The sequence below is a fragment of the Tistrella mobilis genome (assembly GCF_039634785.1).
Taxonomy (GTDB): Bacteria; Pseudomonadota; Alphaproteobacteria; order Tistrellales; family Tistrellaceae; genus Tistrella; species Tistrella mobilis.
This window is the reverse complement of sequence record NZ_JBBIAB010000006.1, coordinates 297,632-321,115: the sequence shown is the minus strand read 5'-3', so window position 1 is coordinate 321,115 and position 23,484 is coordinate 297,632. Positions and strand designations below refer to the sequence as shown.

The window sequence follows — 23,484 nt, the reverse complement described above, 5'->3', positions numbered from 1 at the left end:
GGACTTGGATCCGCCCCCGCCGCGATCGCCGACACGGGAGCGGGAAACTTCGGGTCTTCAGAAATTCGACTTCAGCCAGCGGCCCAGCCGGCCGAAGGTGCCGCGGCCGGCATCGGGCCCGGCATCGCGCTCGCCCACCTCGCCCCAATCCGCCACGGCATGGGCGATGAGGCCGGTGACGACCGAGAAGCCGGCGCCGCCGGACTGTTCCAGCTCTCCCGAGGCCGCGATCGGCCGGCCCAGCCGGACCTGACGGCCCAGCACCCGGCCCGCCAGTTCGCGCAGCCCCTGAAGCTGCGACGCCCCACCGGTCAGCACCACGCGCTTGGCACCCACCTCGGCAAGGCCGCTCTTCTCAAGGCGCTCGCGGATCAGCTCCAGCGTCTCCTCCACCCGGGGGCGGACGATGTTCACCAGCAGCGAGCGCGGGACGTTCTGCACGCCGTCGGGTTCACCCACCCGCGGCAGCTCGATCAGTTCGCGGGCATCCGACGGGGTCGCGATCGCCGATCCGTACAGCGTCTTCATCCGCTCGGCATGGACCAGCGGCGTCTCCAGCACCTGGGCGATGTCGCGGGTGACGTGCAGCCCGCCGACGCCGAAACCGTCGACATGGATCAGGCTGCCGTTGAAGAACACCGCCATGGTGGTGGTGCCGCCGCCCATGTCGACCACGGTGGTGCCCATATTGCGCTCGTCCTCCACCAGGCAGGCGAGGCCGGCGGCGAAGGGCGAGGCGACCACCGCCTCGATCTCCAGATGGCAGCGGGCGATGCACAGCTCCAGATTGCGCCACGGGCTCGACTGGGCGGTCACGACATGCATGCTCACCCCCAGCCGTTCGCCATACATGCCGCGCGGATCGCGGATCCCGCCGGCATCGTCGATCGAATGATCGACCGGCAGGGCATGCATCACGGCCCGGTCGTCGCCCAGGAACATGCGCCGGCCTTCGGCATAGATCCGGCGGATATCGGCATCGGCCACCGCATGGCCGGCGATTTCGACCTCCAGATCGATCAGATGGCTGGACATCACGGTCGAGGGCAGCGCCACCACCACCCGCTCGATGGTTTCACCCGCCATCTGTTCGGCCGCATGGACCGCCGCCAGGATCGAGGCCTCGGCCTGGACCATGTCGACGATCATCCCGGCGCGCAGGCCGCGCGCCGCCTGATGGCCGATGCCGCGGACGCGCCAGCGGCCATGGCCGTCACCCTCGGCGATGAAGCACACCACTTTGGTGGTGCCGATGTCGAGTGCCGCAATCAGGCCGCCGCGCCCCTTCGCCATGTTTTCCCACCTTCCCGCTTGCGCGATGCACACTGAGTGGCCCCTGGGGCCGTTCGCAGTCGTCGTTATCGTTGCCGTCGTCGTCGTCTTCGCCGTCGGGCATCCGCCCCGGGGTCAGGCATCGAGCCCGGGGCCGGTCGCGGCCGCACCCGGCGGCCGCTTGACCTCGGGCTTCATCCGTTCGGTCAGCGCCGCCGCATCGGTCAGACGGACGGCGAACTGGCCGGCGATCCTGAGATCGACCGAGGTGATCGCCTTCTCGAGGATGCCGTGATCGCGCTCCACCTCGGCCAGCCGCTTCCAGGCCTCGACGGCGCCGCGGGCCGGCAGGCGCACCACCACGCCGTCCTTCAGATGCACGTCCCAGCGCCGGCCGCCGACCCGGACCCCCGCCACGAAGCGGTCGGCCAGATCGGGGGCGGTTTCGACCAGGTCCAGCAGCTGCGCCACCAGCTGCGGGGCATCATCGCCCACCACCACCGGCAGATAGGCGAAGCGGCCCACATCCACGCCTTCGATCAGCGCGCCCTTGCGGTCGACCAGGATATGGCCGTCGCCGACCTGCCAGAGGGCGGCGGCCTGACGCTCGCGGATGCGGACGTAAAGCGTGTCCGGCCAGCGCCGTTCTATCGAGGCGCGCTCCACCCAGGGCAGCTGTTCCAGCCTGAGGCGCATCTGGTCCAGGTCCAGCGCCAGCATCGGCGTGCCCTGGTCAACAGCCATTGCCCCAAGTACCTGTCCGGGCTTCGTTTCGTACCGCCCTTCCAGATAGATTTCCTTCACGGCCAGCCCCAGATGGCCGGCCTGAACCACCGCGAAATCATGGACGCCGTCGGCCGCCGCCCCGGCGGTGCCGGACGACCACAGCCACCAGCCGGCGCCGCCGACCAGCGCCAGCACCCCCAGCCTGCGCCCCCAGATGGCCGCGGGCCGCAGCCATTTCGGCCGGCGACGGCGACGGCGCAGGGCTTCCGCCAGGGCGGCGGCTTCCTCCGCCCCTTCGAAGCCATGGGTCGTGACCCGCTTGACGCGGATGTCTTCGGTGCTCAGGCGTCGCATGCGGCGTGCTCCACCATCCATCTGACCAAAGGCCCGAACGCGATCCCCGCGGCGGCGGCCTGCTCGGGCACCAGCGACAGCGGGGTCATGCCCGGCTGGGTGTTCACCTCCAGCAGGATCAGCCCCTCGGTGCCGGGTTTCGTATCGTCCCAGCGCAGATCCGCGCGGCTGACACCGCGGCAGCCGAGCGCCCGATGGGCCGCCTCGGCGATCTCTTTCGCCCGCACGGCCAGTTCCTCGGGCACGGGCGCCGGCACCAGATGCACGGCGCGGCCGTCGGTGTACTTGGCCTCGTAGTCGTAGAAGTTCTGCACCGGCCGGATCTCGGTCAGCCCCAGCGCCCTGCCGTCCATCACGCCGACCGTCAGCTCGCGGCCGGGGATGTAGCGTTCCACCAGCACCACCGGCCCGTGGGTCCAGCTGCGGTTGCCGAGCGGGGTCTCGCTTTCGTCGCGCACGATCCGCACGCCGACGCTCGACCCCTCCTGGGCGGGCTTCAGCACATAGGGCACCGCCATCGGATGCTCGCGGCCGATCTCGTCGATATGCATCACCCGATCCTCGGCCACCGGCAGGCCGGCGGCGGCGTAGAGCCGCTTGGCGACCGGCTTGTCCATGGCGATGGCGGATGCCAGCAGGCCGGAATGGGTATAGGGCAGCCGCATCAGGTTCATCACGCCCTGCACGCAGCCATCCTCGCCGAAGCGGCCATGCAGGGCGTTGAACACCACATCCGGACGGATCTCGGCCAGCTTCGCGCCAAGATCGGCACCGGCATCGATCTCGGTCACCCGATAGCCCTCGCCGCGCAGCGCCTCGGCACAGGCACGGCCGCTGGTCAGCGAAACCTCGCGTTCCGCCGACATGCCGCCCATCAGTACCGCCACATGCTGCGTGGTCATGCCTTGCTCCCGCTCTCGTCCGTGGTTGCCCCCGGCACCGCACCGGCCGGACGGCCGATGCGGCGGATTTCCCAGGTCAGTTCAATGCCCGAAGCGGCCCGCACCCGCGCGCGCACCTCTTCGCCCAGGGCCTCGATCTCGGCGGCCGTGGCACCGCCGGTGTTGATCAGGAAGTTGCAGTGCCGATCCGACACCTGGGCGGCGCCGATCTTCAGGCCCCGGCAGCCGGCCCGGTCGATCAGCTCCCAGGCCCTGGCCCCTTCCGGGTTGCGGAAGGTGCTGCCGCCGGTACGGGACCGGACCGGCTGGCTTTCCTCGCGCTGCGCCCGGATCTCGTCCATCCGCGCGCGGATCGCCGCCGGATCGCCCGGCCGGCCGCGCAGACGGGCGCCGGTGAAGATCCAGTCCGCCGGTGCCGCCGCGTGGCGATAGCCAAGGCCCAGCGCCGCGGCCGGCACCTCGTGGATGCGCCCGGCCCGGTCGACCGCGGTGGCAGAGACCAGGACATCGGCGATCTCGGCACCATAGGCCCCGGCATTCATCCGCAGCGCGCCGCCGATGGTGCCCGGAATGCCCGACAGGAATTCAAGCCCGGCAAGCCCCGCCCGCTGGGCGATCTCGGCCACGTTCACATCCAGCGCCCCGGCACCGGCGATCACCTCGGTGCCGTCGACCTCCATGTCGACGAAGCCGCGGCCCAGCCGGACCACGACCCCGGCCACACCGCCATCGCGCACCAGCAGGTTGGAGCCGACACCGATCACGGTGACCGGCACATCGGCCGGCAATGCCGCCAGGAAATCGGCCAGATCCTGCACGCCGGCCGGCTTGAACAGCGCCTCGGCCGGCCCGCCGACCCGGAACCAGGTCACCCGGTCCAGCATCGCGCCATGGCTGATCCGCCCGCGCACCGCCGGCAGGCGGCCGGCCAGCGGCAGGGCGGCGGCACCGCCCTCCCCGTCGGCGGCGGCATGCCGGATGGTCTGCGTCAGGGCGGCATCGGTCATCACGCGCCGGCCTCCCCGTCGGCCGCGGCCAGCTCGCGCGGCAGTTTTTCGGCCCAGGCGGTGATGTTGCCGGCGCCCAGGCACACGACCATGTCGCCGTGCGACACCAGCGGCTTCACCACGGCGGCCAGCGTCTCCGGCCCGTCCAGCGCCACCACATGGCGATGGCCGCGGGCGCGCAGCCCCTCGATCAGGGCGTCGCGGTCGATGCCCTCGATCGGGGTCTCGCCCGCCGCATAGACATCGGCCACCACCACGGTGTCGGCGTCGTTGAAGCAGGTGCAGAATTCCTCGAACAGGCTCATCAGCCGGCTGTAGCGGTGCGGCTGGACCACCGCCACCACCCTGTGGTCCTGGGCGACACCGCGGGCGGCGCGCAGCACCGCCGCGATCTCTACCGGGTGGTGGCCGTAATCGTCGATGACCCGCACGCCGTTCGCCTCGCCGGTGACGGTGAAGCGGCGCTTCACCCCGGCGAAACCGGCCAGCGCCTTGCGCACAGCCTCGTCGGGAATGCCCAGCTCGTCGGCGACGGCGATCGCCGACAGCGCGTTCTGGACATTGTGCGGGCCGTGCATGGCCAGATGCAGATCGGGGATCCGCCGTTCCGACCCCGCCCGCCGGTCGCGGATCACCGCGGTGAAGCGGGCGCCGTCGACGTCGTGGCGCACGTCCACCGCCCGGATATCAGCCTGCGGGTTGAAGCCGTAGGTCACGATCCGGCGGTCCTGGATCTGGCCGATCAGGGCCTGAACCTCGGCATGGTCGCTGCACAGCACCGCCAGACCGTAGAACGGGATGTTCTCGACGAAGGTCCGGAAGGCCTCGCGCACCGCGGCGAAGCTGCGGTAGTGGTCCAGATGCTCGGGGTCGATATTGGTGACGATGGCGATCGTCGCCGGCAGCTTCAGGAAGCTGCCGTCGCTTTCATCCGCCTCCACCACCATCCACTCGCCCTCGCCCGGGCGGGCATTGGTGCCATAGGCGTTGATGATGCCGCCATTGATCACGGTGGGGTCGATGTCGCCGGCATCCAGCACCGCCGCCACCAGAGAGGTGGTGGTGGTCTTGCCATGGGTGCCGCCCACCGCCACCGCGGATTTGAGCCGCATCAGCTCTGCCAGCATCTCGGCGCGGCGCACCACCGGCAGGAAGCGCCGGCGCGCCTCGACCAGTTCCGGATTGTCCTGGCGGATCGCCGAGGAGACGACGACCACCGCGGCATTGGCGATGTTCTCGGCCGCATGGCCGATGGCGACGCGCACGCCCTTCGCGCGCAGTCGGCGGACATTCGCGTTCTCTGCGATGTCGCTGCCCTGCACGTCGTAGCCGAGGCCCTGAAGGATCTCGGCGATGCCCGACATGCCGATGCCGCCGATGCCGACGAAATGCAGCGTGCCGATGGTGAGCGGAATGCGCCTCATGCGGTCTCCTCGCGCCCGCCGAACGGCAGCGCGCCGCCCGTCGGGGTCTGGTTGGTCGCGGCGGCCCGAAGGCCACCCTCGGTATCGGCCGGCAGCGCCCGGCCTTCGGCCAGGGCCTCGACCAGATCGGCAAGCCTGGATGCGGCATCGGCCCGGCCGACGCCCAGCGCCGCCTCTGCCATGCGCGCCAGCCGGGCGGGGTCTTCCGCCAGATCGGCGATCGCCCGGGCCAGCGCCTCGGGCGTCGCCGCAGGCTGGGCCATGGCGATCGCAGCACCGGCATCGACCAGGGCGCGGGCATTGGCGGTCTGGTGGTCGTCGATCGCCCCCGGCAGCGGCACCAGCAGCGACGGCCGGCCGGCGGCCGCCAGTTCGGCGACGGTGGAGGCACCGGACCGCGCCACCACCAGATGGGCCGCGGCCAGACGCGCCGGCATGTCGGCGAAGAACGGCGCCAGTTCGACCGCGGCGAAGCCCTGGCCGGCCAGCGCCGCCTCGGCGCCGGCCATGTCCTCGGGCCGGACCTGGATCACCAGCCGGGTGCGGGCCTTCAGCGCCGCCGGCAGCAGGGCGGCTGCCCTGGGCAGGGTGGTGCCCAGGAAACGCGCGCCCTGGCTGCCGCCGGTTGAGAACAGCACGAAGTCCTCCCCCGCCGCCGGGGCGGCATAGGGCATGTCGGCGACCGCCGCCACCTCGGCCCGGACGGGGTTGCCGGTCACCCGCACCCGCGGGCGCGCCGCATCCGGCACCGCCCTGGTGTCCGCCACCGACAGCGCCAGCAGCCGCGCCTTGCGGCCGAGCAGACGGTTGGCCCGGCCCAGCACCGCATTCTGTTCATGCAGACCCACCGGCAGCCCGGCGAGCAGCGCCGCCAGCGTCGCCGGCAGGGCGGCGTAAGATCCGAAACCGATCACGGCGGCCGGCGCCAGACGGCGCATCAGGCCGCGGGCCCTGGCCACACCGCGCAGCAGTTCGACGGCGCCCTTGATCCGGCGCCCCATCCCCATGCCCGAAACGCCGCCGGCGGGCAGCGCATGCACATCCACGCCCTCGGGCATGCGGACATGGGCGACGCCACGGGCGTCGGTCGCGAAATCGACCGTCCAGCCGCGCCGGATCAGTTCGGCCGCGAGTGCCCGGGCCGGGAAGACATGGCCGCCGGTGCCGCCGGTGGTGACGACGATGCGGCCGCGGGTCGGGAGGGTGCGGAGAGCGGTCATCGCGTGCCCTCCAGATAGCGGCGGCGGGTCAGCGCCAGCATCATGCCGAGCCCGGCCGCGGTCGCGACAAGCGACGAGCCGCCATAAGAGATCAGCGGCAGGGTCATGCCGGTGGTCGGCATCAGATGCACCGCGACGCCCATATTGATGAAGGCCTGCAGACCGAAGCTGCCGAGCAGGCCCGAAACCGCCAGCACCACGAACAGGTCGCGTTCCTGCATCATCCGCATATAGCCGCGCAGGATGATGCCGCCGAAGGCCGCGATCATCAGCAGGCAGGCCAGCGCACCGAATTCCTCGGCGGTGACCGCGAAGATGAAGTCGGTATGGGCGTCGGGCAGCACCGCCTTGACCAGGCCCTCGCCCGGGCCACGGCCGATCAGCCCGCCATTCTGGATCGCCGAAAGCGAGGTCATGATCTGGTAGTTGTCGCCGCTCGACGGATCGAGGAAGCGGTCGATGCGGCTCGCCACGTGGTCGAGCATCAGATAGCCGCCGACCAGGCCGGCCAGGCCGCCGCCAACCACCAGCGCCACCAGGATCCAGGGCAGGCCGGCGACGAAAACCTGGATAGACCAGGTACCGAGCACCAGCATGGTCATGCCGAAATCGGGCTGGGCGACGATGAAGCCGACCACCGCCACCAGCATGGCGACCGTGACCAGATAGCCGGTCAGATTGCGCCGCACCCGCGCATCGGCCAGGGCCCAGGCGGTGACGATGCAGAAGAAGGGCCGCACGAACTCCGAAGGCTGCAGGGCGATCGGGCCGGCACCGATCCACTGGCGCGCGCCCTTGATCTCGGTGCCGACCACCGGCACCAGGGCCAGCAGCAGCAGGAACAGGCCGAAGCCGATCGCCCCCGCCGACTTCACCTGATCGGGGTTGAGCAGCGACAGGCCGATCATCACCAGCACCGCCGGGATCACGAACAGCGCCTGGCGGATGACGAAATGATAGGTCGGCGCGCCGATGCGGTTGGCGACGGCGGGCGAGGCCGCCATGGTCAGCACGATGCCGGCCAGCACCAGCAGCAGAATCAGCAGCAGGGCGACCCGGTCGACGGTCCACCACCAGCGGGCGACGAGGCTGGTATCGGTACGGGCGAAGGCGATCATGACCGTCCCTCCAGCCGGGCGGCGACCGCGGCACGGAACACGTCGCCGCGATGCTCGAAACTCTTGAACTGGTCGAAAGAGGCACAGGCCGGCGACAGCAGCAACGCCGTGCCCTCCCCCGCCTGGGCGTCTGCGGCGATATCGGCCAGCGCCTGATCCAGCGCCGCCTCCAGCGTGCCGCTGACCGTCCACCGCACCTCGTCGCCGAGCGTGCGCGAGAAGCCTTGGGCGGCCTCGCCGATCAGATAGGCATGGGCGACGCGGTCGAACCACGGCCGGAGCGATGCGATGCCGCCCGCCTTGGCGACCCCGCCCGCAATCCAGTAGATCCGCCGGAAGGCATCCAGCGCCGGGCGGGTGGCCTCGGCATTGGTCGCCTTGCTGTCGTTGACGATCGCAATCGGGCCGACATGGCCCACCGTCTCCAGCCGATGGGCCAGGCCCGGATAGCTGCGGATGCCGGCGGCGATGTCGTCGGGGGCAAGGCCGAGCGCCCGGGCGGCGGCATAGGCGGCGGCGGCATTCTGGCCGTTATGGCGGCCGCGCAGCGTGTCGATACCGGCCAGGCTCATCACCGGCCGGGCGCCGCCGTTCAGGTCGTCGATCAGCCGGAAATCCTCGTCGACCCAGACACCGCCGGCCACCGGGCGGGTGGCGGCGATCGGGATCACCCGCAGCCGGCCTTCGGCGGCCAGCGCATCGAAGACCTCGATCGACGGGCCGTCGTCGCAGCCGATCACCGCGGTGGCGCCGGCCCGCTGCTGGTCGAACAGCCGGCGCTTGGCCGCGACATAGCCGGCGAAGTCGCCGTGACGGTCGATATGATCGGGGCTGAGGTTCAGCAGCACGCCGACATCGGCCGCAAACCGGCTGGTCAGGTCCAGCTGATAGGACGACAGCTCCAGCACGTAAAGCTCACCCGCGCCCAGCGCCGGCAGGGCCAGCGGCGCGATGCCGAGATTGCCGCCGACCGCCGCGCGCGCCGGCGCGCCCTCGGCGGTGCTGCCGACGATCCGGCCGATGATATGGCCCAGAAGCGCGGTGGTGGTCGACTTGCCGTTGGTGCCGGTGATGGCGGCATAGCGCGCCTCGCCGCAGGCGGCGAAGAGCAGGTCGACATCGCCGGTGATGGCGACATGGGCGGCCCGCGCCCGGCGCACGGTCTCGTGCGGGCGGGGGAAATGCAGCGGCAGGCCGGGGGCGGCGACCAGCAGGTCGACCGTCTTCCAGTCGATGGCATCCGGCGCCAGCACCTCGGCCCCGGCCTCGGCACCGGCCATGCGGGCCGGCTGGTTGTCGTCCCAGGCGATGACCCGGGCACCGCCGGCCTTCAGCGCCCGGATGGTGGCGAGCCCCGACCGCGCAAGCCCCGCCACGACCACGCACCGCCCCGCAACGCCGGGCACGACCGGGGTCGGCAGCGTGGCATCGGGGATGAGAGCAGAGATCGGGTTCGGGCTCATGGGACGGGCTCGCCTCTTCAGCGCAGCTTGAGGGTGGACAGGCCGATCAGGGCCAGGACGAAGGCGATGATCCAGAAGCGGATCACGATGGTGCTCTCGGCCCAGCCCTTCTTCTCGAAGTGATGGTGCAACGGCGCCATGCGGAAGACGCGCTTGCCGGTCAGCTTGAACGAGGCGACCTGGACCATCACCGAGACGGTCTCCAGCACGAACAGCCCGCCGATCACCGCCAGCACCAGTTCATGCTTGGTCACCACGCTGATCGCCCCCAGCGCACCGCCCAGCGACAGCGAGCCGGTATCGCCCATGAACACCATGGCCGGCGGCGCGTTGAACCACAGGAAACCCAGGCCGGCGCCCACCAGGGCACCGCAGAGCACCGTCAGTTCACCCGTGCCGGGCACGTAGTGGACCTGCAGGTATTCGGCATAGATCGCATTGCCCACCAGATAGGCGATGAAGGCGAAGCTCGACGCCGCGATCATCACCGGCACGATGGCCAGGCCGTCGAGCCCGTCGGTGAGGTTCACCGCATTGCTCGACCCGATCATCACGAACACCGCGAAAGGCACGTAGAGCAGGCCCAGATCCAGCAGCACGTTCTTCACGAACGGGATGGCAAGACCCGAGGCCTGGTCGTCGAGGGCGATGTACTGCACCCAGACCGCGGCGGCGACGCCGATCAGGGTCTGAAGCAGCAGCTTTGCCTTGCCGGGCAGGCCCTTGGGGTTGCGCCGGACGACCTTCAGATAGTCGTCGGCGAAGCCGATCAGGCCGAAGCCCAGCGTCACCATCAGCACGATCCAGACATAGGCGCTGGTCAGGTCCGCCCAGAGCAGGGTGGAGAGGCCGGCGCCGGTCAGGATCAGCACGCCGCCCATGGTGGGGGTGCCGCGCTTTTCGATCAGATGCCGCTCGGGGCCGTCGCTGCGGATCGGCTGACCCTCGCGCTGCTTGCGACGCAGCCAGCGGATCAGACTGGGGCCGAGCACGAAGCTGATGAGCAGCGCCGTGATCAAAGCGCCGCCCGTCCGGAACGTCAGGTACCGGAAGACGTTCAGGAAGCTCAGATCGCTCGAAAGCGGATAGAGCAGATTGAAAAGCATGCGTGCTCCAAAACCGTGTCGGCCACCGGCAGCCCTGCCGGTGCCGCGGCCCGTTAACCCTTGTCCGTATCCGTGTCCGCAGGCCGGGCGCCCGCAGCCTTCAGGGCCGCGATCACCCGTTCCATGCGCATGCCGCGCGACCCTTTGACCAGCACCACATCCCCCGGAGCGACGCCCCGGACGACGGCAGGTGCCAGATCTTCCGACGTGTCGGCATGGCCGCCCCGACGATCGGGATCGAGCCCGTCGTGGAGATGCATCATGGCCGGCCCGGCGGTGTAGACGACCGCCACCCCCGCGTCAACGAGGGGAGCTGTGAGTTCTCGATGAAGACGCTCGGCGTGGTCGCCCAGCTCCAGCATGTCGCCCAGAACCGCCACCAGCCGGCCGCCTTCGGCCCGGGCCAGATCGGCCCCGAGCGCGATCGCCGCCCGCATCGATTCCGGGTTGGCGTTGTAGGTTTCGTCGATGACCAGCAGCCCGCCGCCGGCTGTCGGGATGCGGATCTGGGTGCCGCGGCCTTCGGGCGCTTCCAGCGCCGCCAGCGCCGCCGCCCCCGGGCCCGGCTCCAGCCCCAGCCCGTGCAGCACGCCCAGCACCGCCAGCGCGTTTTCCACCCAATGGGCGCCGGGCACGCCGATCACGAAATCCACCGGCCGGCCGGCCACCTCGGCCGCGACCGCCGTGCCGCCACCCGCCGGCGTCGCCTTGATCAGGCGGATCATGGCGCGCTGGGCACCGTGGCGGCTGGCGGCGAAATCGACGATGCGGGTCGCGGGATGGCCCAGCAGCACCGCCGCGGCCAGCCGGTCGAAATGCCGGTTGTCGCGGTTCAGCACCGCCACGCCGTCGGCTTCCAGCCCGTTGAAGATCTCGGCCTTGGCGTCGGCGATCTCTTCCTCGTTGCGGAAATTGCCGAGATGCGCCGGCGCCACCTTGGTGACCAGCGCCACATGCGGCCGGGCAAGGCGCGAGAGCGCGTCGATCTCGCCCGCATGGTTCATGCCCAGCTCCAGCACCGCATAATCGGCATCGGCCGGCATCCGCGCCAGCGACAGCGGCACGCCCCAATGATTGTTGAAGCTGCGCAGGCTTTGATGGACCACCCCATAGGCGCCGAGCGCGCGGGCGATGGCGCCGCGGGTGCCGGTCTTGCCGACACTGCCGGTCACCGCCACCACCCGGCCGCCGAACCGCGCGCGGGCAGCCGCACCCAGCGCCTGCAGGGCGGCCATGGTGTCGCCCACCCGGATCAGTTTTGCGGCCGCATCGGCGGGCAGACCTTCGGGCAGCCGGTGGACCAGGGCTGCGGCCGCGCCATTGGCCAGCGCCGCCGACAGATAGTCGTGGCCGTCATTGGTGTCGCCCAGAAGCGCCACGAACAGATCGCCGGGCCGCACCTCGCGGCTGTCGATCGCGACACCCGAGATGGCGGCATCGGCACCCGAAACGGAACCGCCGGTTGCTGCGGCGACCGCTGCGATCGTCCAGAGAGGCCGGTTGCCGGTCATGCCGCCCCTCCCCCGATCACCGTGCCGCCCCCGATCACCGTACCGCTATGGGACCGAAGCGCCGCGCGCGCGACCTCGCGGTCGTCGAAGGGCAGCACCCGGTCGCCGATCTTCTGGCCGGTCTCGTGGCCCTTGCCGGCGATCACCAGCACGTCGCCGGCCCCCAGGCCGGCAATCGCGGCATCGATCGCCGCCGCCCGGTCGCCGATCTCGACCAGGCCGGGACCGGCCGCCAGGATCTCGGCGCGGATCGCGGCCGGGTCCTCGCTGCGCGGATTGTCGTCGGTGACGATGGCATGGTCGGCCTCGCGGAGCGCGATCCGGCCCATCGCCGGGCGCTTGGTGCGGTCGCGATCGCCGCCGCAGCCGAACACCGTCACCACCCGGTCATGGGCATGGGGGCGCACCGCCTTCAGCACCGTCTCCAGCGCATCAGGGGTGTGGGCATAGTCGACCAGAACCGGCGCGCCGGCGGCACTGGTGCCGACCTGCTCCATCCGGCCCGGCACCGCCTTCAGATAGGGCAGCGCCGCCACCACCGCTTCGGGGGATGCGCCGCAGCCGATGGCGAGCCCCATGGCGGCCAGCACGTTGTGCGCCTGGAAGCTGCCGGTCAGGCCCAGGCCGAATTCATGGCGCTGGCCGCGATATTCGATCGCCACATGCAGCCCGCCGCCGGCCATCGGCTCCACCGAAACCAGGCGCAGAACACGGGCCTTGCGGCCGTAATCGATCACCGCCAGCGGCCGCTTCAGCGCCGCGCGGACAAAATGGTCGTAATGGCTGCTGTCGGCATTGATCACCGCATAGCCGGCCGGCGCCGCGATCTCGGCGAACAGCTTCAGCTTGGCGTCGCGATAGGCCTCGATCGTGCCGTGATAGTCCAGATGGTCGTGGGTCAGGTTGGTGAAGGCGACCGCGACCGGCGCGATCCCGTCCAGCCGGTGCTGATCCAGCCCGTGGCTGGAGGCTTCCATCGCCAGATGCCCCACCCCGGCCCGGGCCGCCTGATCCAGCAGGCGATGCAGGGCCACCGGGTCGACCGTGGTCAGCCCCGGCGCCGCCAGATCGCCCGGCCCGTCATATCCCAGCGTGCCGAGGCTGGCGGCGGCCAGTCCCAGCCGCACCCAGATCTGACGGGTGAAGGCCACCACGGAGCTTTTGCCGTTGGTGCCGGTCGCCGCCGCGATCACGCCCGGACGCTTCGGGTAGAAGCGGCTGGCCATGCGGGCGAGCGCGCCACGCACCTCTCCGGTCTCGACCAGCGCCACACCGGCCGGCACCACCGTACCCGTGGGGGCGAGCACCGCCACGGCCCCCGCCGCCACGGCTTCGGGAATGAAGTCACGCCCGTCGCGCACCGTGCCCGGGATGGCGGCGAAGAGCATGCCCGGCCGCACGGCGCGGCTGTCGGAGGTGATGCCCGTGATCCGGGTATCACCGCCGATCGCGGTCGCATCGCGGTCGATCAGCTCAATAAGCCGCATTCGTCACCTCGGTGTCCGACTGGGGGAGATCGGCGGCGACGGAGGCTTCGTCTTCGTCACCGACCAGGGCATAGCGCAGATCGTCTTTGCGGTCCTGCGGCAGCACCGGCATGGGATTGGGGCTGCCATCGATCGACATCGGCCGCACGCCCAGGATCGGCGCGATCCGGCGGATCAGCTCTCCTGCGGTCGGGGCGGCGTTCCAGCCCGAGGTCGCATAGCCATAGGTCTTGGGCGTGGGCTTGGGCTCGTCGAGCGTGACCAGCACCACATAGCGCGGATCCTGCATGGGGAAACCGCCCAGGAACGAGGTCAGCAGCGCCTTGCGCCGATAGCCGCCGGCGCCGGCCTTCTCGGCCGTGCCCGTCTTGCCGCCCACCAGGTAGCCCGGCACCTGCGCCTTCCTTGCGGTACCCTCCTGGACGACGCCGACCATCATCTTGCGCACCAGGGCGGTGACCTGCTCGTTGATGATCTGCTCGCGCACCACACGCTCGCCCGGCTGATGTTTGATCAGCGTCGCCGGCACCTTGTAGCCGCCATTCATCAGCGCGGCCATCCCGCCCACGGCCTGAAGCGGGCTGACCGCGGCACCATGGCCGAAGCCGATGGTCATGACGTTGACCTCGCGCCACGGATGGGGCGCCTGGGGCAGGCCCACCTCCGGCAGTTCGATCCGGGCCGGGGTCAGGAAGCCGAAGCGGCGCATATAGTCCTGCTGCCGGGTGGCGCCCACCGCCAGCGCCATCTTGGCGGCGCCGATATTGGACGAATAGAGCATGATCTCGGGCACGCTCAGCCAGCGCCGCTGGGGATGGGAGTCGCGGATGGTGAAGCGGCCGATCTTGATCGGGTCGGTGGCATCGAAGCCGCCATCGATCTTGACCACGCCCGCATCCAGCGCCTCCGCCGCGGTGAAGGCCTTGAAGATCGAGCCCATTTCATAGACGCCGAGCGTCGCCCGGTTGAACATCGCCGGGTCTTCGGGATTGACCGGCGCATTCGGGTCGAAATCGGGCAGCGAGACCATGGCCAGGATCTCGCCGTTGTGTGCATCCATCACGATGCCGGTGGCACCGATCGTCTGGAATTCCTGCATCGCATCGCGCAGCACGTCGCGCAGCACCTGCTGAACGCGGATATCGAGCGAGGTGACCAGCGGCCCGCGGCCGGTTTCGGCGCGTTCCCGCAGCGTGCGGTCCAGCCCCTGTTCCAGCCCGCCGCGGCCGGTGTTGTCGATATTGGTGAAGCCGATGACATGAGAGGTCAGCCGCCCCTGGGGATAGATCCGGCGCTGCTCGCGCTGGAAATAGAGCCCGGGGATACCGAGGGCGTTGATCTCGTATTGCTGTTCGGGCTTCAGACCACGCTGGATCCAGACGAAACGCCGGTCGCCCGACAGCTGGGCGATCAGATCGGTCTGGTTCAGATGCGGCAGCACCGTGCGCAGCTTGACCGCCGCCTCCACCGGATCCAGCACCAGCTTGGGATCGGCATAAAGCGAGGCGGTGATGAGGTTGGAGGCCAGCAGCACCCCGTTGCGGTCGGTGATGTCGGCGCGGTCCAGCACCAGCTGCGGCGGCGGCGCACCACGGGCGACCCGGGGCTCGCCGCCTTCATGCAGCACGCCTACCGCGATCAGCTTGATCGAGAGCGCGATGAAGGCGAGCGCGAAGAAGGCCGCGGTGAACAGCACCCGGTTGCGGCCGGTCTCCAGCGCCTGCTTCACATTGCCGTCGAGCTTGACCGCCCGGGCGACGCCCAGCCGCACCCGGCGGGCGCGCGGCAGCGGCACGCGCGGCTTGCGCGGCGCCTCGGGCGCCGTGTTCTCGGGGTGGCCGCGATCGTCGCGGCGGGGACCGAAGCGGTCGTCGCGGGTCATCGCGCCCCCCCTGTCAGCACCACGCCGCCCTGATCGAGAACACTGTCCACGGCCGCATCGATGGAGGATCGCGGCGCCGGCTGTGCCGCGGCCACGGTCGTATCGCGCGGCGCCGGCACATGGTCGACCAGCGGCCACGAGGCCGGCGGCGTGCCGGGCTTGGATTTCGGCCGGGGCTCGGTCTCGGAGCGCGGCAGCGGCAGAGAGGCCAGGCTCACCAGCTGGCGCCCCTCGAGCGGCTTGATCTCCAGATATTCACCCGCCAGCCGCTCCAGCCGCTCGGGATTGTTCAGATAGGCCCATTCGGCCTTGAGCACATGGATCGCCTCCTGCTCGCGCAGCAGCTCGGCATTGCGCGCGACATAGGCGTCCTCCAGACTCGCGACCCGGTACTTCACCCAGAACAGACCGGCCGCGATCGCGGCGGTGCAGCCCAGAAGCAGGACGGTGCCGGGACGGATCATCGGGCAGGCTCCCTGAACAGGCCCTGGGCATCGGCGGGGGCATCCCAGGCGGCGGCATCGGTGCGCCGGGCGGCACGCAGCTTGGCGGAGCGGGCCCGCGGATTGGCGGCGGTCTCGGCCTCGCCCGCCACGGTCGGCCGGGTGCCGGCAATGGCGAAGCTGGGGGCCGTGCGGTCACGATCGGCCACGATCGCGACATGGCGCGACGGATTGGCGCCGCGGCCGGCCCGCGCGGTCAGGAACCGCTTCACCAGCCGGTCTTCCAGGCTGTGGAAGGTGACCGCCGCCAGACGGCCGCCGGGCTTCAGCCGGCGCTCGGCCGCCACCAGCCCGCGCAGGATCTCGCCCAGCTCATCGTTCACATGGATGCGGATGGCCTGGAAGCTGCGGGTCGCGGGGTCGATCTGGTCGCGGCCGCGCGGCGGCAGGGCGGAACGCACCGCCTCGGCCAGCGCCGCCGTGGTCTCGAACGGCCGGCCGCGGGTGATCGCCCGCGCCACCCGGCGCGAAGCCCGCTCCTCGCCATAGATCCAGATCACGTCGGCGATCTCGCGCTCTTCGGCGGTGTTCACGAAATCGGCGGCGCTCATGCCCGCCCGCTCCATGCGCATGTCGAGCGGCCCGTCATGGCGGAAGGAAAAGCCGCGCTCCGCCTGATCCAGCTGCATGGACGACACGCCGAAATCGAAGGCGACCACGTCGACCATCGGCTCGCCTGCGGCATCGAGCAGCGCTTCCATGTCGCCGAACCGGCCCTGCAGAAAGCGGAAGCGGCCGCCGCTTTCGGCCTCCAGCGCCCGGCCCGCCTCGGCGGCCGTCGGGTCGCGATCGATGCCGTAGACCCGGGCGGCGCCGGCCGCCAGATAGCCGCGGGAATAGCCGCCGGCCCCGAAGGTCGCATCGACCACCACCGCGCCCTCGACGGGGGCGGAGGCGGCCAGCACCTCGGGCAGCAGCACGGAAACATGGGGAGCGGTGGTCGCGGGCATGGACATGATCATGCGCCCTCCCCGCCATCGGAGGGCCCGCCATCGGAGGAGTCGGCCGCGGCCGATGCGGGAGCGGGGGCGGCAGGCCGGGTGATCGCAGGCGCGCGCGTGGGATCGAGCCGCAGCCGGCCGCGATTGGCCAGCGCCAGCTCGCGCGCCGCCGCCTGATGCTCGGCGAAACGCTCCGGCTGCCACAGCTCGAAGGTACGGCCCTTGCCCACGAAGATCACCTTGTCTTCCAGCCCCGCGATCTCCATCAGCCGCTTCGACAGCACCACCCGGCCTTCGGTATCGAAGGGCAGCTGCTGGCATTCGGCGAGGATGGCGGTCGCGAAGGCGTCACGCTCTTCCGAGAACGGATCGAACGTCTCGATACTTTCCGACAATTGAAGGATACGATCGTAGCCGGAGGCTTCGACCGCCGGATTGATGAACGACGGATAGGCGACGATACCCTTGAACTCCTGGTTGCCAAGAGCAGCACGGAACTGAGGGGGCACCGACACGCGAGCCTTCTTGTCGATCGGCTTTTCGAATGTCGACAGGAACAGCGCCACCCGGCGAACTCCTCGAGACCACTCTGCTCCGGAGGGACCGGAGCCCTGCTGGCGTTGCCCTCCATGGCTGACCGGTCCGATCGCCCGGGGCGATCTTTCAGGCCAGGCCCCGAAATCTGGACCAGGACTTTCCGAAGCGGACCCCTCTGCCCTGGCGCCCGTTTCCGCCCGCCGCTCTGGAACGGATTGGGAGGAGGTGGGCAGACCTGGGAATTTTTGGATCCTTGAGCCGAAGGTATCGAATGGCCCTTAGGGGGTCAAGCGGACATTCCGCTGGAAGTCCTTGAAAATTCTTCGATGAAACAGATGCTTGGCAAATGCTGCGCACATATATCAGGAACAGGGCCCAGGGCCTTGAAATCACGGGACAGTGTTCGATCAACCGTGAACAAAACGTGAACTTATGAATCCTTGCAGGATGCAACAGTGGCAGCGTCGCCCAGCATAGAGCGGGAGAGCACCCTCTCCCAGATTTTCCCAAAAATGATTCAGCCGTCCCATCCCTGCCCAAGGCCGGGGCCGGGGAAGTGCGGGCGGCGCCAGGTGCGCACATATGGGGTAAGGGGATCAGACGGCCTGTAAGCCGGGTTCTGTCCACACCCCCGAAGGGGCGCTGGATGACCATTCCTCTGGGACGCCCGTCGCCGGACGCCTCTCGCGACCAACCCGAACCGCCAGGCCGGAAACAGGCCCTGCCGCAACCGAAGGTTTCGATCCGGCACGCGGTTCCTATTCGGTCTTGCTCCCGGTGGGGTTTACCATGCCGCCCCCGTTGCCGGGGGCGCGGTGCGCTCTTACCGCACCCTTTCACCCTTACCCGGCACGCACAGGCAACCCGAAGGTCGCATGTCCGCCGGCCGGGCGGTCTGCTCTCTGTGGCACTTTCCCTGGGGTCGCCCCCGCCGGGCGTTACCCGGCACCGTGTTTCCGTGGAGCCCGGACTTTCCTCCCCGCCATCCGCCCGAAGGCGCCGGCAGGGCGGCCATCCGGCCGTCTGAACCCGGCGCCACCATGCAGCAGCGCCCCCGGCCGGTCAAGAACAGGCTGCCTAGTCTGCGCGCGGATCCCGGGCGAACAGCTGCTCCACCGCGAAGATCATCTGGGCGGTATCGGGCCCGCAGATGCCGCCGGCCAGCCCCAGGAAGCGCGACTGGAAGGCGTGGACCACCGATCGGGTGACGAGATCATAGATGCCGTCGACCTGGATCCGGTAGCCGATCGCCGCCAGCGCCCGCTGGATGTCGGTGACGGCCTGGCCGGTATCGCCTTCGCCGAGCGTCAGGCCCATCTCCCCCGGCACCGGCCGGTTGGCCGGCATCAGGGCCAGCCCTTTCGCCGCCAGCCGGTACCAGTCGAACCGCTCGCCCGGATCGTATTTGCGGGAGGGCGCGATGTCGGAATGCCCCACCACCCGGGCCGGCGCGATGTCGTGGCGGGCCAGAATGCCGCCCAGCAGCGACTCCACCGCCTGCATCTGCGGCTCCGGAAAGTCGCGATAGCCCCATTCATGGCCGGGATTGACGATTTCGATGCCGATCGAGACGTCGTTCAGCCGCTCGCGCCCGCGCCACCACGACACGCCGGCATGCCAGGCGCGGCGGTCTTCCGGCACCATGCGGGTGATGCGGCCGTCTTCTTCCACCACCCAATGGGCGCTGACCCGCGAGGCCGGGTCGGCCAGCCAGTCGATGGCGACCTCGGCCGTGGGCATGCCGGTATAGTGCAGCACCACCATGTCGGGCCGCGCCCCGTCGGGCCGCGCATCGTGATTGGGCGAGGGCCGGTCGGCCAGCGGGAAGCGGGCGAGTTCGGGAAAATGGTCGGCGATTTGGGCAGACATGGGACGGAACCCCCGATCGGGATCAGCGCAGCCGCCTGAGCGGCCCCGGCAGACGACGAAGCTGGACCACGGCAACCCCTGAGACGATGAACACCCCGCCCAGCATCTCCATAAGCCCCATGGTCTCGCCCATCAGCAGCACGCCGGCCAGCACGCCGCAGACCGGCACCAGCAGCATGTAGATCGTGACCTGGCCCACGGAGTAGCGGCCGAGCAGGAAATACCAGGCGCCATAGGCGATCAGCGAGGCGCCGCCCAGGATATAGGCCAGCGCCACCACCGTCGCCCAGTCCAGATTGGCCAGCGCATCCCGCTGCCCGTCTTCGAACAGGAAGGACAGGATCAGCAGCGGCCCGACACAGAACGGGCCGAGCCAGGCATTCAGCATCTGCGGCGACAGCGCGCCATGCCGGCCCAGCTGTTTGATCTGGACATTGGCATAGGCCCAGAGCCCGCCGGCCATCAGCCCCACCGCCAGCCCGTCGAGCCGGGTCAGCACCTTGGGATCGCCCGCCACCAGCGCCACGCCGATCATGCCCAGCGCCAGGCCCGCGATGTGGCGCTTCGTCAGCCTCTCTCCCAACACCGCCCAGGCGCAGACGGCGGCGAAGGGCACCTCGATCTGGATCGCGACCGACATGGTCGAGGCATCGACGCCCAGCGACAGCGCCACGAACATCAGCCCGAAATGCCCGACGCCCAGCGTCAGACCGATGCCCGCCAGCAAAGGCAGCTGGCTGCGCCGCGGCCAGGGCAGGAAGGGCGCCAGAATCAGGAACAGCACGCCGAAGCGCAGCGCCACCAGAAACAGCGGCGGCACGGTCGCGGTCGCGATCTTGACCGCGACGAAATTGCCGCCCCAGATCGCCACCACCAGCAGCGCCAGCAGCACATGGCCGGGCGTCATCGGCGTGATGGCCGGTGCCGCAACCGGCGCGGAGGCGGTGCGGCTCACGGCCGGGCCTTCGCGGCGGCGATCGCCTCGCGCTTCTCTTCCAGTTCCAGCCAGCGTTCCTCGGCCGCGTCCAGTTCCGCCCGCGCGGCCGCGGTGCGTTCGGCCGCCGCCTGGGCGGCTGCGGGATCGCGGGCATAGAGGCCGGGATCGGCCATCTTCTCGGCCAGTTTCGCGATCTCGGCTTCCAGCTTCTCCATGGTCTTCGGCAGCAGCTCCAGCTCTCGCGCTTCCTTGAAGGTCAGCTTCTGCGGCGCCTGGGCACGGGGCTTCTCCTGAGGTTTCGCCTCGGCCCTGCGGGCGGCCGCCTCCACCCGTCCGGCCTCGCGCGCTGCCTCGGCGGCCTTGCGGCGCTGGGCGTCGGCATCGGTCCAGCCGCCGGCATATTCGGTGATCACGCCGTCGCCATCGACCGCAATCACCGAGGTCGCCAGCCGGTCGAGGAAGGCACGGTCATGGCTGATCAGCAGCACCGTGCCGTCATACTGATCGAGCACGTCTTCCAGCAGCTCCAGCGTGTCGAGGTCGAGATCGTTGGTCGGCTCGTCCATGACCAGCAGGTTGCAGGGCTTCAGGAACAGCTTGGCCAGCAGCAGGCGGTTGCGCTCGCCGCCCGACAGCGCCTTGACCTTCTGCCGGGCCTGGCCCTCGTCGAACAGGAAGTCGCGGAGATAGGCCACCACATGGCGGGGCTGACCGCGCACCACCACCTGGTCGCCGCCGCCATCGGCCAGCGTATCCCAGAGCGTCGCCTCGGGATCGAGTGCGGCGCGGTGCTGGTCGAAATAGGCGATTTCCAGATTGGTGCCGAGGCGCACCTCGCCCTGATCGGGCTGAAGCTCGCCGATCAGCATCTTGACCAGCGTGGTCTTGCCGGCGCCGTTGCGGCCGATGATGCCCACCCGGGCGCCGCGCATGATCCGGGTCGAAAACCCGTCGGCCACCGTGATCGGCCCCGAGGGCGTATCGAAATGCTTGACCAGGTTCTCGGCCTCGATCACCAGCCGGCCGCTGGTATCGGCGGTGGCGACCGCGATGCCGGCACGGGCTCGGGTGCGCTCGATATCCTGGCGCTCGGTCGCAAGCGTTGCACGCAGTTCGTGCACGGCGCGGGCGCGGCGCTCGTTGCGCTTGCGCCGGGCGGTCAACCCTTCGTTCAGCCACAGGGTCTCGCGGGCCAGCTTGTCCGCCATCTTGGCCAGACGCTGATCCTCTTCGGCGCGCAGATCCTCGATCTGGGTCTCGAAGGCCTGATAGCCCATGTCGTAGCGGGTCAGCCGGCGCCGGTAGAGCCAGGCGACCGATCCGGCCACCCGCTCCAGGAAGGCGCGGTCATGGCTGATCACCACCAGCCCGCCGCGGAAACGCTGCAGCTCGCCTTCCAGCCATTCGATGGTCGGCAGGTCCATATGGTTGGTCGGCTCGTCCAGCATCAGCAGCTCGGGCTCGATGGCCAGCGCCCGCGCCAGCGCCGCCCGGCGCCGGGTGCCGCCCGACAGCTCGCTCATCTGCCGTTCTGGATCCAGCGACAGCGGCACCGCCACCTGGTCGACCCGGTAATGCCGGTCGCCCTGCCCCGCCTCGACCAGCCCCTCTTCTATATAGGCTCGCACGGTGGTGCCGGCGGGGGTCTGCGGATCCTGGGCCATATAGGCGGCGCGCAGGCCCGGCCGCCGGGCGATCTCGCCGCCATCGGGCTCGATCAGCCCGCCCATGATCCGGAGCATGGTCGACTTGCCGGCACCGTTGCGCCCGACCAGCGCGATCCGGTCGCCGGCCGAGACGGCGATGGTCGCCTCCTCGATCAGGTCGCCGCCACCACCCAGGGTGACGCGGATGCCGGTGAGAGAGATGAGCGGTGCGGACATGGGATGACGGGCTTCCGGACGAAGGACGGGGATCGCGGCATGGCCGCTGGAGACGCGTGGCGAGGCGGCCGCAGGATGCGACGGACGCTCCGCCGGTTCAAGGCCCGCCTGCGCATGGCGCGCCTGCAAGCCCGTCCGCCGGCCGAAAGTGTCTCTGAAGGAATTGCGCGGCGATACAGGGCCGGTTCAGAACCGCCGGAGCGGACCACCATGCCGGCTGGACCAGACGGCCCTGCCATCGGGTTCGTACAGACAGAGATTGCCGTCATCCTGCATGACCAGGGTGCGACCCGGCCGGTTCAGGTCGATGGCGGGGTCGTGAAGCGCCATGATCGGGACCGCCTGATCGTCATAGATCACCAGATTGCCGTCATCCTGGACAGCCAGTGCGCCCGGCCTGCGGGTATTGGACCAGCTTCCCGAGGCCCATTCGACCTCCTGCCGGACAGGTTTGTCCCGCCGGTACACCACCGCATGGCAATCCTCCTGAAAGACGAAATCGTAATTGCCATCGGGAGCGCACAGGCTCTCGCCCGGCAGCAGCGCCTGACCGGCAACCAGACGATCGGATCGCCCGAAACGGTACCAGCCGGCGCCCGGATCAGCCTTGAACAGATCTGCACCATATTGCTGCCGTGTGATCAGATTCCGCCCCACGATCCAGGAGTAGTCCGTATTGGTATGGAACATGGCCCGGCGGCTGAACGAGGCATCGGTGATGAACAGGCTGATGGTGGATCCGCCGGTGACGTTCGCCCAGCCCGTCGGCCCCAGATAGGAGAGCGGGTTCCACAGCCCGGTATCCAGGACCCTGACCGACTGTTTCGGGGCGATCTGGAGGGCGTTTTCGTCGAAGAAGGTCTTCACCGTCGCGATCTCCGCCGCCGCCTTGTTGCGGCGTTCTCGCTCCTGGATGGTCAGATTGGCACCCTTGACCCATTTATAGGCCTGGCTGCCGGCCGAGGCCACCTCGCGCAGCGGGGCCGAAACCCGCCAGATGGTCTGCAGCAACGAGACCAGCCTTTGCAGCCGGCTCAGATTGTTGACCGCAGTGGCGGCCGTCGCCGCACCGGCGCCGGCGCCGAGCCCGGCTGTCGCCACGGTGATCAGCACCCCCATCGCAACGCCGCTCAGGATTTCGCCGAAGACGTAATCCTTGTTGGGCGACACGATCACGTATATCGGCTCGTCCAGCGTGTTGGTGATATGGATCGCATGTGACATGACAAATCCCTCTCCGGAAAACGCAAGAGAATCCCGTGGCCTCTGCCACGGATTTCCGGAAGTTTACGACACGTCACATGAGAGCGCGAGATAGTATCATTCTATTGAATTGTTCGCG

At 69.8% G+C, this 23,484-nt stretch carries 19 protein-coding genes and 1 other RNA gene; all 20 read right to left on the bottom strand.

Annotated elements, in window-relative coordinates:
* Positions 1 to 57: 57 nt before the first annotated feature.
* On the bottom strand, positions 58 to 1,293 hold the full coding sequence (ftsA, locus tag WI697_RS11315) for a cell division protein FtsA (RefSeq protein ID WP_014747835.1): 1,236 nt from the start codon (positions 1,291 to 1,293) through the stop codon (positions 58 to 60).
* A 114-nt stretch (positions 1,294 to 1,407) separates the two neighbouring features.
* Positions 1,408 to 2,352 carry a cell division protein FtsQ/DivIB gene (locus tag WI697_RS11310; RefSeq protein WP_062762406.1) on the bottom strand — a complete coding sequence of 315 codons (945 nt, stop codon included), beginning with the start codon at positions 2,350 to 2,352 and terminating at the stop codon, positions 1,408 to 1,410.
* On the bottom strand, positions 2,340 to 3,254 hold the full coding sequence (locus WI697_RS11305) for a D-alanine--D-alanine ligase (protein ID WP_345958520.1): 915 nt from the start codon (positions 3,252 to 3,254) through the stop codon (positions 2,340 to 2,342). Before WI697_RS11305 ends, WI697_RS11310 begins: the two co-directional genes overlap by 13 nt.
* Positions 3,251 to 4,261, bottom strand: a complete 1,011-nt coding sequence (gene murB / locus WI697_RS11300; protein WP_345958519.1) for a UDP-N-acetylmuramate dehydrogenase — start codon at positions 4,259 to 4,261, stop codon at positions 3,251 to 3,253. Before murB ends, WI697_RS11305 begins: the two co-directional genes overlap by 4 nt.
* Entirely contained in the window at positions 4,261 to 5,685 is a 1,425-nt protein-coding gene (gene murC, locus WI697_RS11295; protein ID WP_345958518.1) for a UDP-N-acetylmuramate--L-alanine ligase, read from the bottom strand. Before murC ends, murB begins: the two co-directional genes overlap by 1 nt.
* Positions 5,682 to 6,905 (bottom strand): undecaprenyldiphospho-muramoylpentapeptide beta-N-acetylglucosaminyltransferase, encoded by a 1,224-nt coding sequence (gene murG, locus WI697_RS11290; RefSeq protein ID WP_345958517.1) that lies wholly within the window; start codon positions 6,903 to 6,905, stop codon positions 5,682 to 5,684. The genes murC and murG overlap by 4 nt, the downstream gene beginning before the upstream one ends.
* Positions 6,902 to 8,023 (bottom strand): FtsW/RodA/SpoVE family cell cycle protein, encoded by a 1,122-nt coding sequence (locus WI697_RS11285; RefSeq protein ID WP_062762412.1) that lies wholly within the window; start codon positions 8,021 to 8,023, stop codon positions 6,902 to 6,904. The genes murG and WI697_RS11285 overlap by 4 nt, the downstream gene beginning before the upstream one ends.
* Positions 8,020 to 9,486, bottom strand: coding sequence for a UDP-N-acetylmuramoyl-L-alanine--D-glutamate ligase (gene murD, locus WI697_RS11280; protein WP_345958516.1), 1,467 nt, complete (start codon positions 9,484 to 9,486; stop codon positions 8,020 to 8,022). Before murD ends, WI697_RS11285 begins: the two co-directional genes overlap by 4 nt.
* Before the next feature lie 17 nt (positions 9,487 to 9,503).
* Positions 9,504 to 10,592 carry a phospho-N-acetylmuramoyl-pentapeptide-transferase gene (mraY, locus tag WI697_RS11275; protein ID WP_345958515.1) on the bottom strand — a complete coding sequence of 363 codons (1,089 nt, stop codon included), beginning with the start codon at positions 10,590 to 10,592 and terminating at the stop codon, positions 9,504 to 9,506.
* 53 nt (positions 10,593 to 10,645) lie between these two features.
* Positions 10,646 to 12,103, bottom strand: coding sequence for a UDP-N-acetylmuramoyl-tripeptide--D-alanyl-D-alanine ligase (locus WI697_RS11270; RefSeq protein ID WP_345958514.1), 1,458 nt, complete (start codon positions 12,101 to 12,103; stop codon positions 10,646 to 10,648).
* Positions 12,100 to 13,590, bottom strand: a complete 1,491-nt coding sequence (locus tag WI697_RS11265; protein ID WP_345958513.1) for a UDP-N-acetylmuramoyl-L-alanyl-D-glutamate--2,6-diaminopimelate ligase — start codon at positions 13,588 to 13,590, stop codon at positions 12,100 to 12,102. The genes WI697_RS11270 and WI697_RS11265 overlap by 4 nt, the downstream gene beginning before the upstream one ends.
* Complete coding sequence (locus WI697_RS11260) at positions 13,577 to 15,472, bottom strand: peptidoglycan D,D-transpeptidase FtsI family protein (RefSeq protein ID WP_296715932.1); 1,896 nt, start codon at positions 15,470 to 15,472, stop codon at positions 13,577 to 13,579. Before WI697_RS11260 ends, WI697_RS11265 begins: the two co-directional genes overlap by 14 nt.
* The gene (gene ftsL, locus WI697_RS11255; protein WP_296715930.1) at positions 15,469 to 15,936 is read right to left on the bottom strand and encodes a cell division protein FtsL; all 468 of its coding nucleotides are present in this window, start codon (positions 15,934 to 15,936) and stop codon (positions 15,469 to 15,471) included. The genes WI697_RS11260 and ftsL overlap by 4 nt, the downstream gene beginning before the upstream one ends.
* Complete coding sequence (gene rsmH / locus WI697_RS11250) at positions 15,933 to 16,937, bottom strand: 16S rRNA (cytosine(1402)-N(4))-methyltransferase RsmH (RefSeq protein WP_345958512.1); 1,005 nt, start codon at positions 16,935 to 16,937, stop codon at positions 15,933 to 15,935. The genes ftsL and rsmH overlap by 4 nt, the downstream gene beginning before the upstream one ends.
* Positions 16,934 to 17,482 carry a division/cell wall cluster transcriptional repressor MraZ gene (locus tag WI697_RS11245; protein ID WP_385998293.1) on the bottom strand — a complete coding sequence of 183 codons (549 nt, stop codon included), beginning with the start codon at positions 17,480 to 17,482 and terminating at the stop codon, positions 16,934 to 16,936. Before WI697_RS11245 ends, rsmH begins: the two co-directional genes overlap by 4 nt.
* A 563-nt stretch (positions 17,483 to 18,045) precedes the next feature.
* Positions 18,046 to 18,480: RNase P RNA component class A (gene rnpB, locus WI697_RS11240), an RNA gene on the bottom strand.
* Positions 18,481 to 18,530: 50 nt separating this feature from the next.
* Positions 18,531 to 19,322 carry a peptidoglycan recognition protein family protein gene (locus WI697_RS11235; RefSeq protein WP_345958511.1) on the bottom strand — a complete coding sequence of 264 codons (792 nt, stop codon included), beginning with the start codon at positions 19,320 to 19,322 and terminating at the stop codon, positions 18,531 to 18,533.
* Between the two features lie 22 nt (positions 19,323 to 19,344).
* Positions 19,345 to 20,277, bottom strand: coding sequence for a DMT family transporter (locus WI697_RS11230; protein ID WP_062763598.1), 933 nt, complete (start codon positions 20,275 to 20,277; stop codon positions 19,345 to 19,347).
* Positions 20,274 to 22,142 (bottom strand): ABC-F family ATP-binding cassette domain-containing protein, encoded by a 1,869-nt coding sequence (locus WI697_RS11225; protein ID WP_062763675.1) that lies wholly within the window; start codon positions 22,140 to 22,142, stop codon positions 20,274 to 20,276. The genes WI697_RS11230 and WI697_RS11225 overlap by 4 nt, the downstream gene beginning before the upstream one ends.
* Positions 22,143 to 22,328: 186 nt before the next feature.
* Entirely contained in the window at positions 22,329 to 23,366 is a 1,038-nt protein-coding gene (locus WI697_RS11220) for a curculin domain-containing protein (RefSeq protein WP_345958510.1), read from the bottom strand.
* Between the last annotated feature and the right edge of the window lie 118 nt (positions 23,367 to 23,484).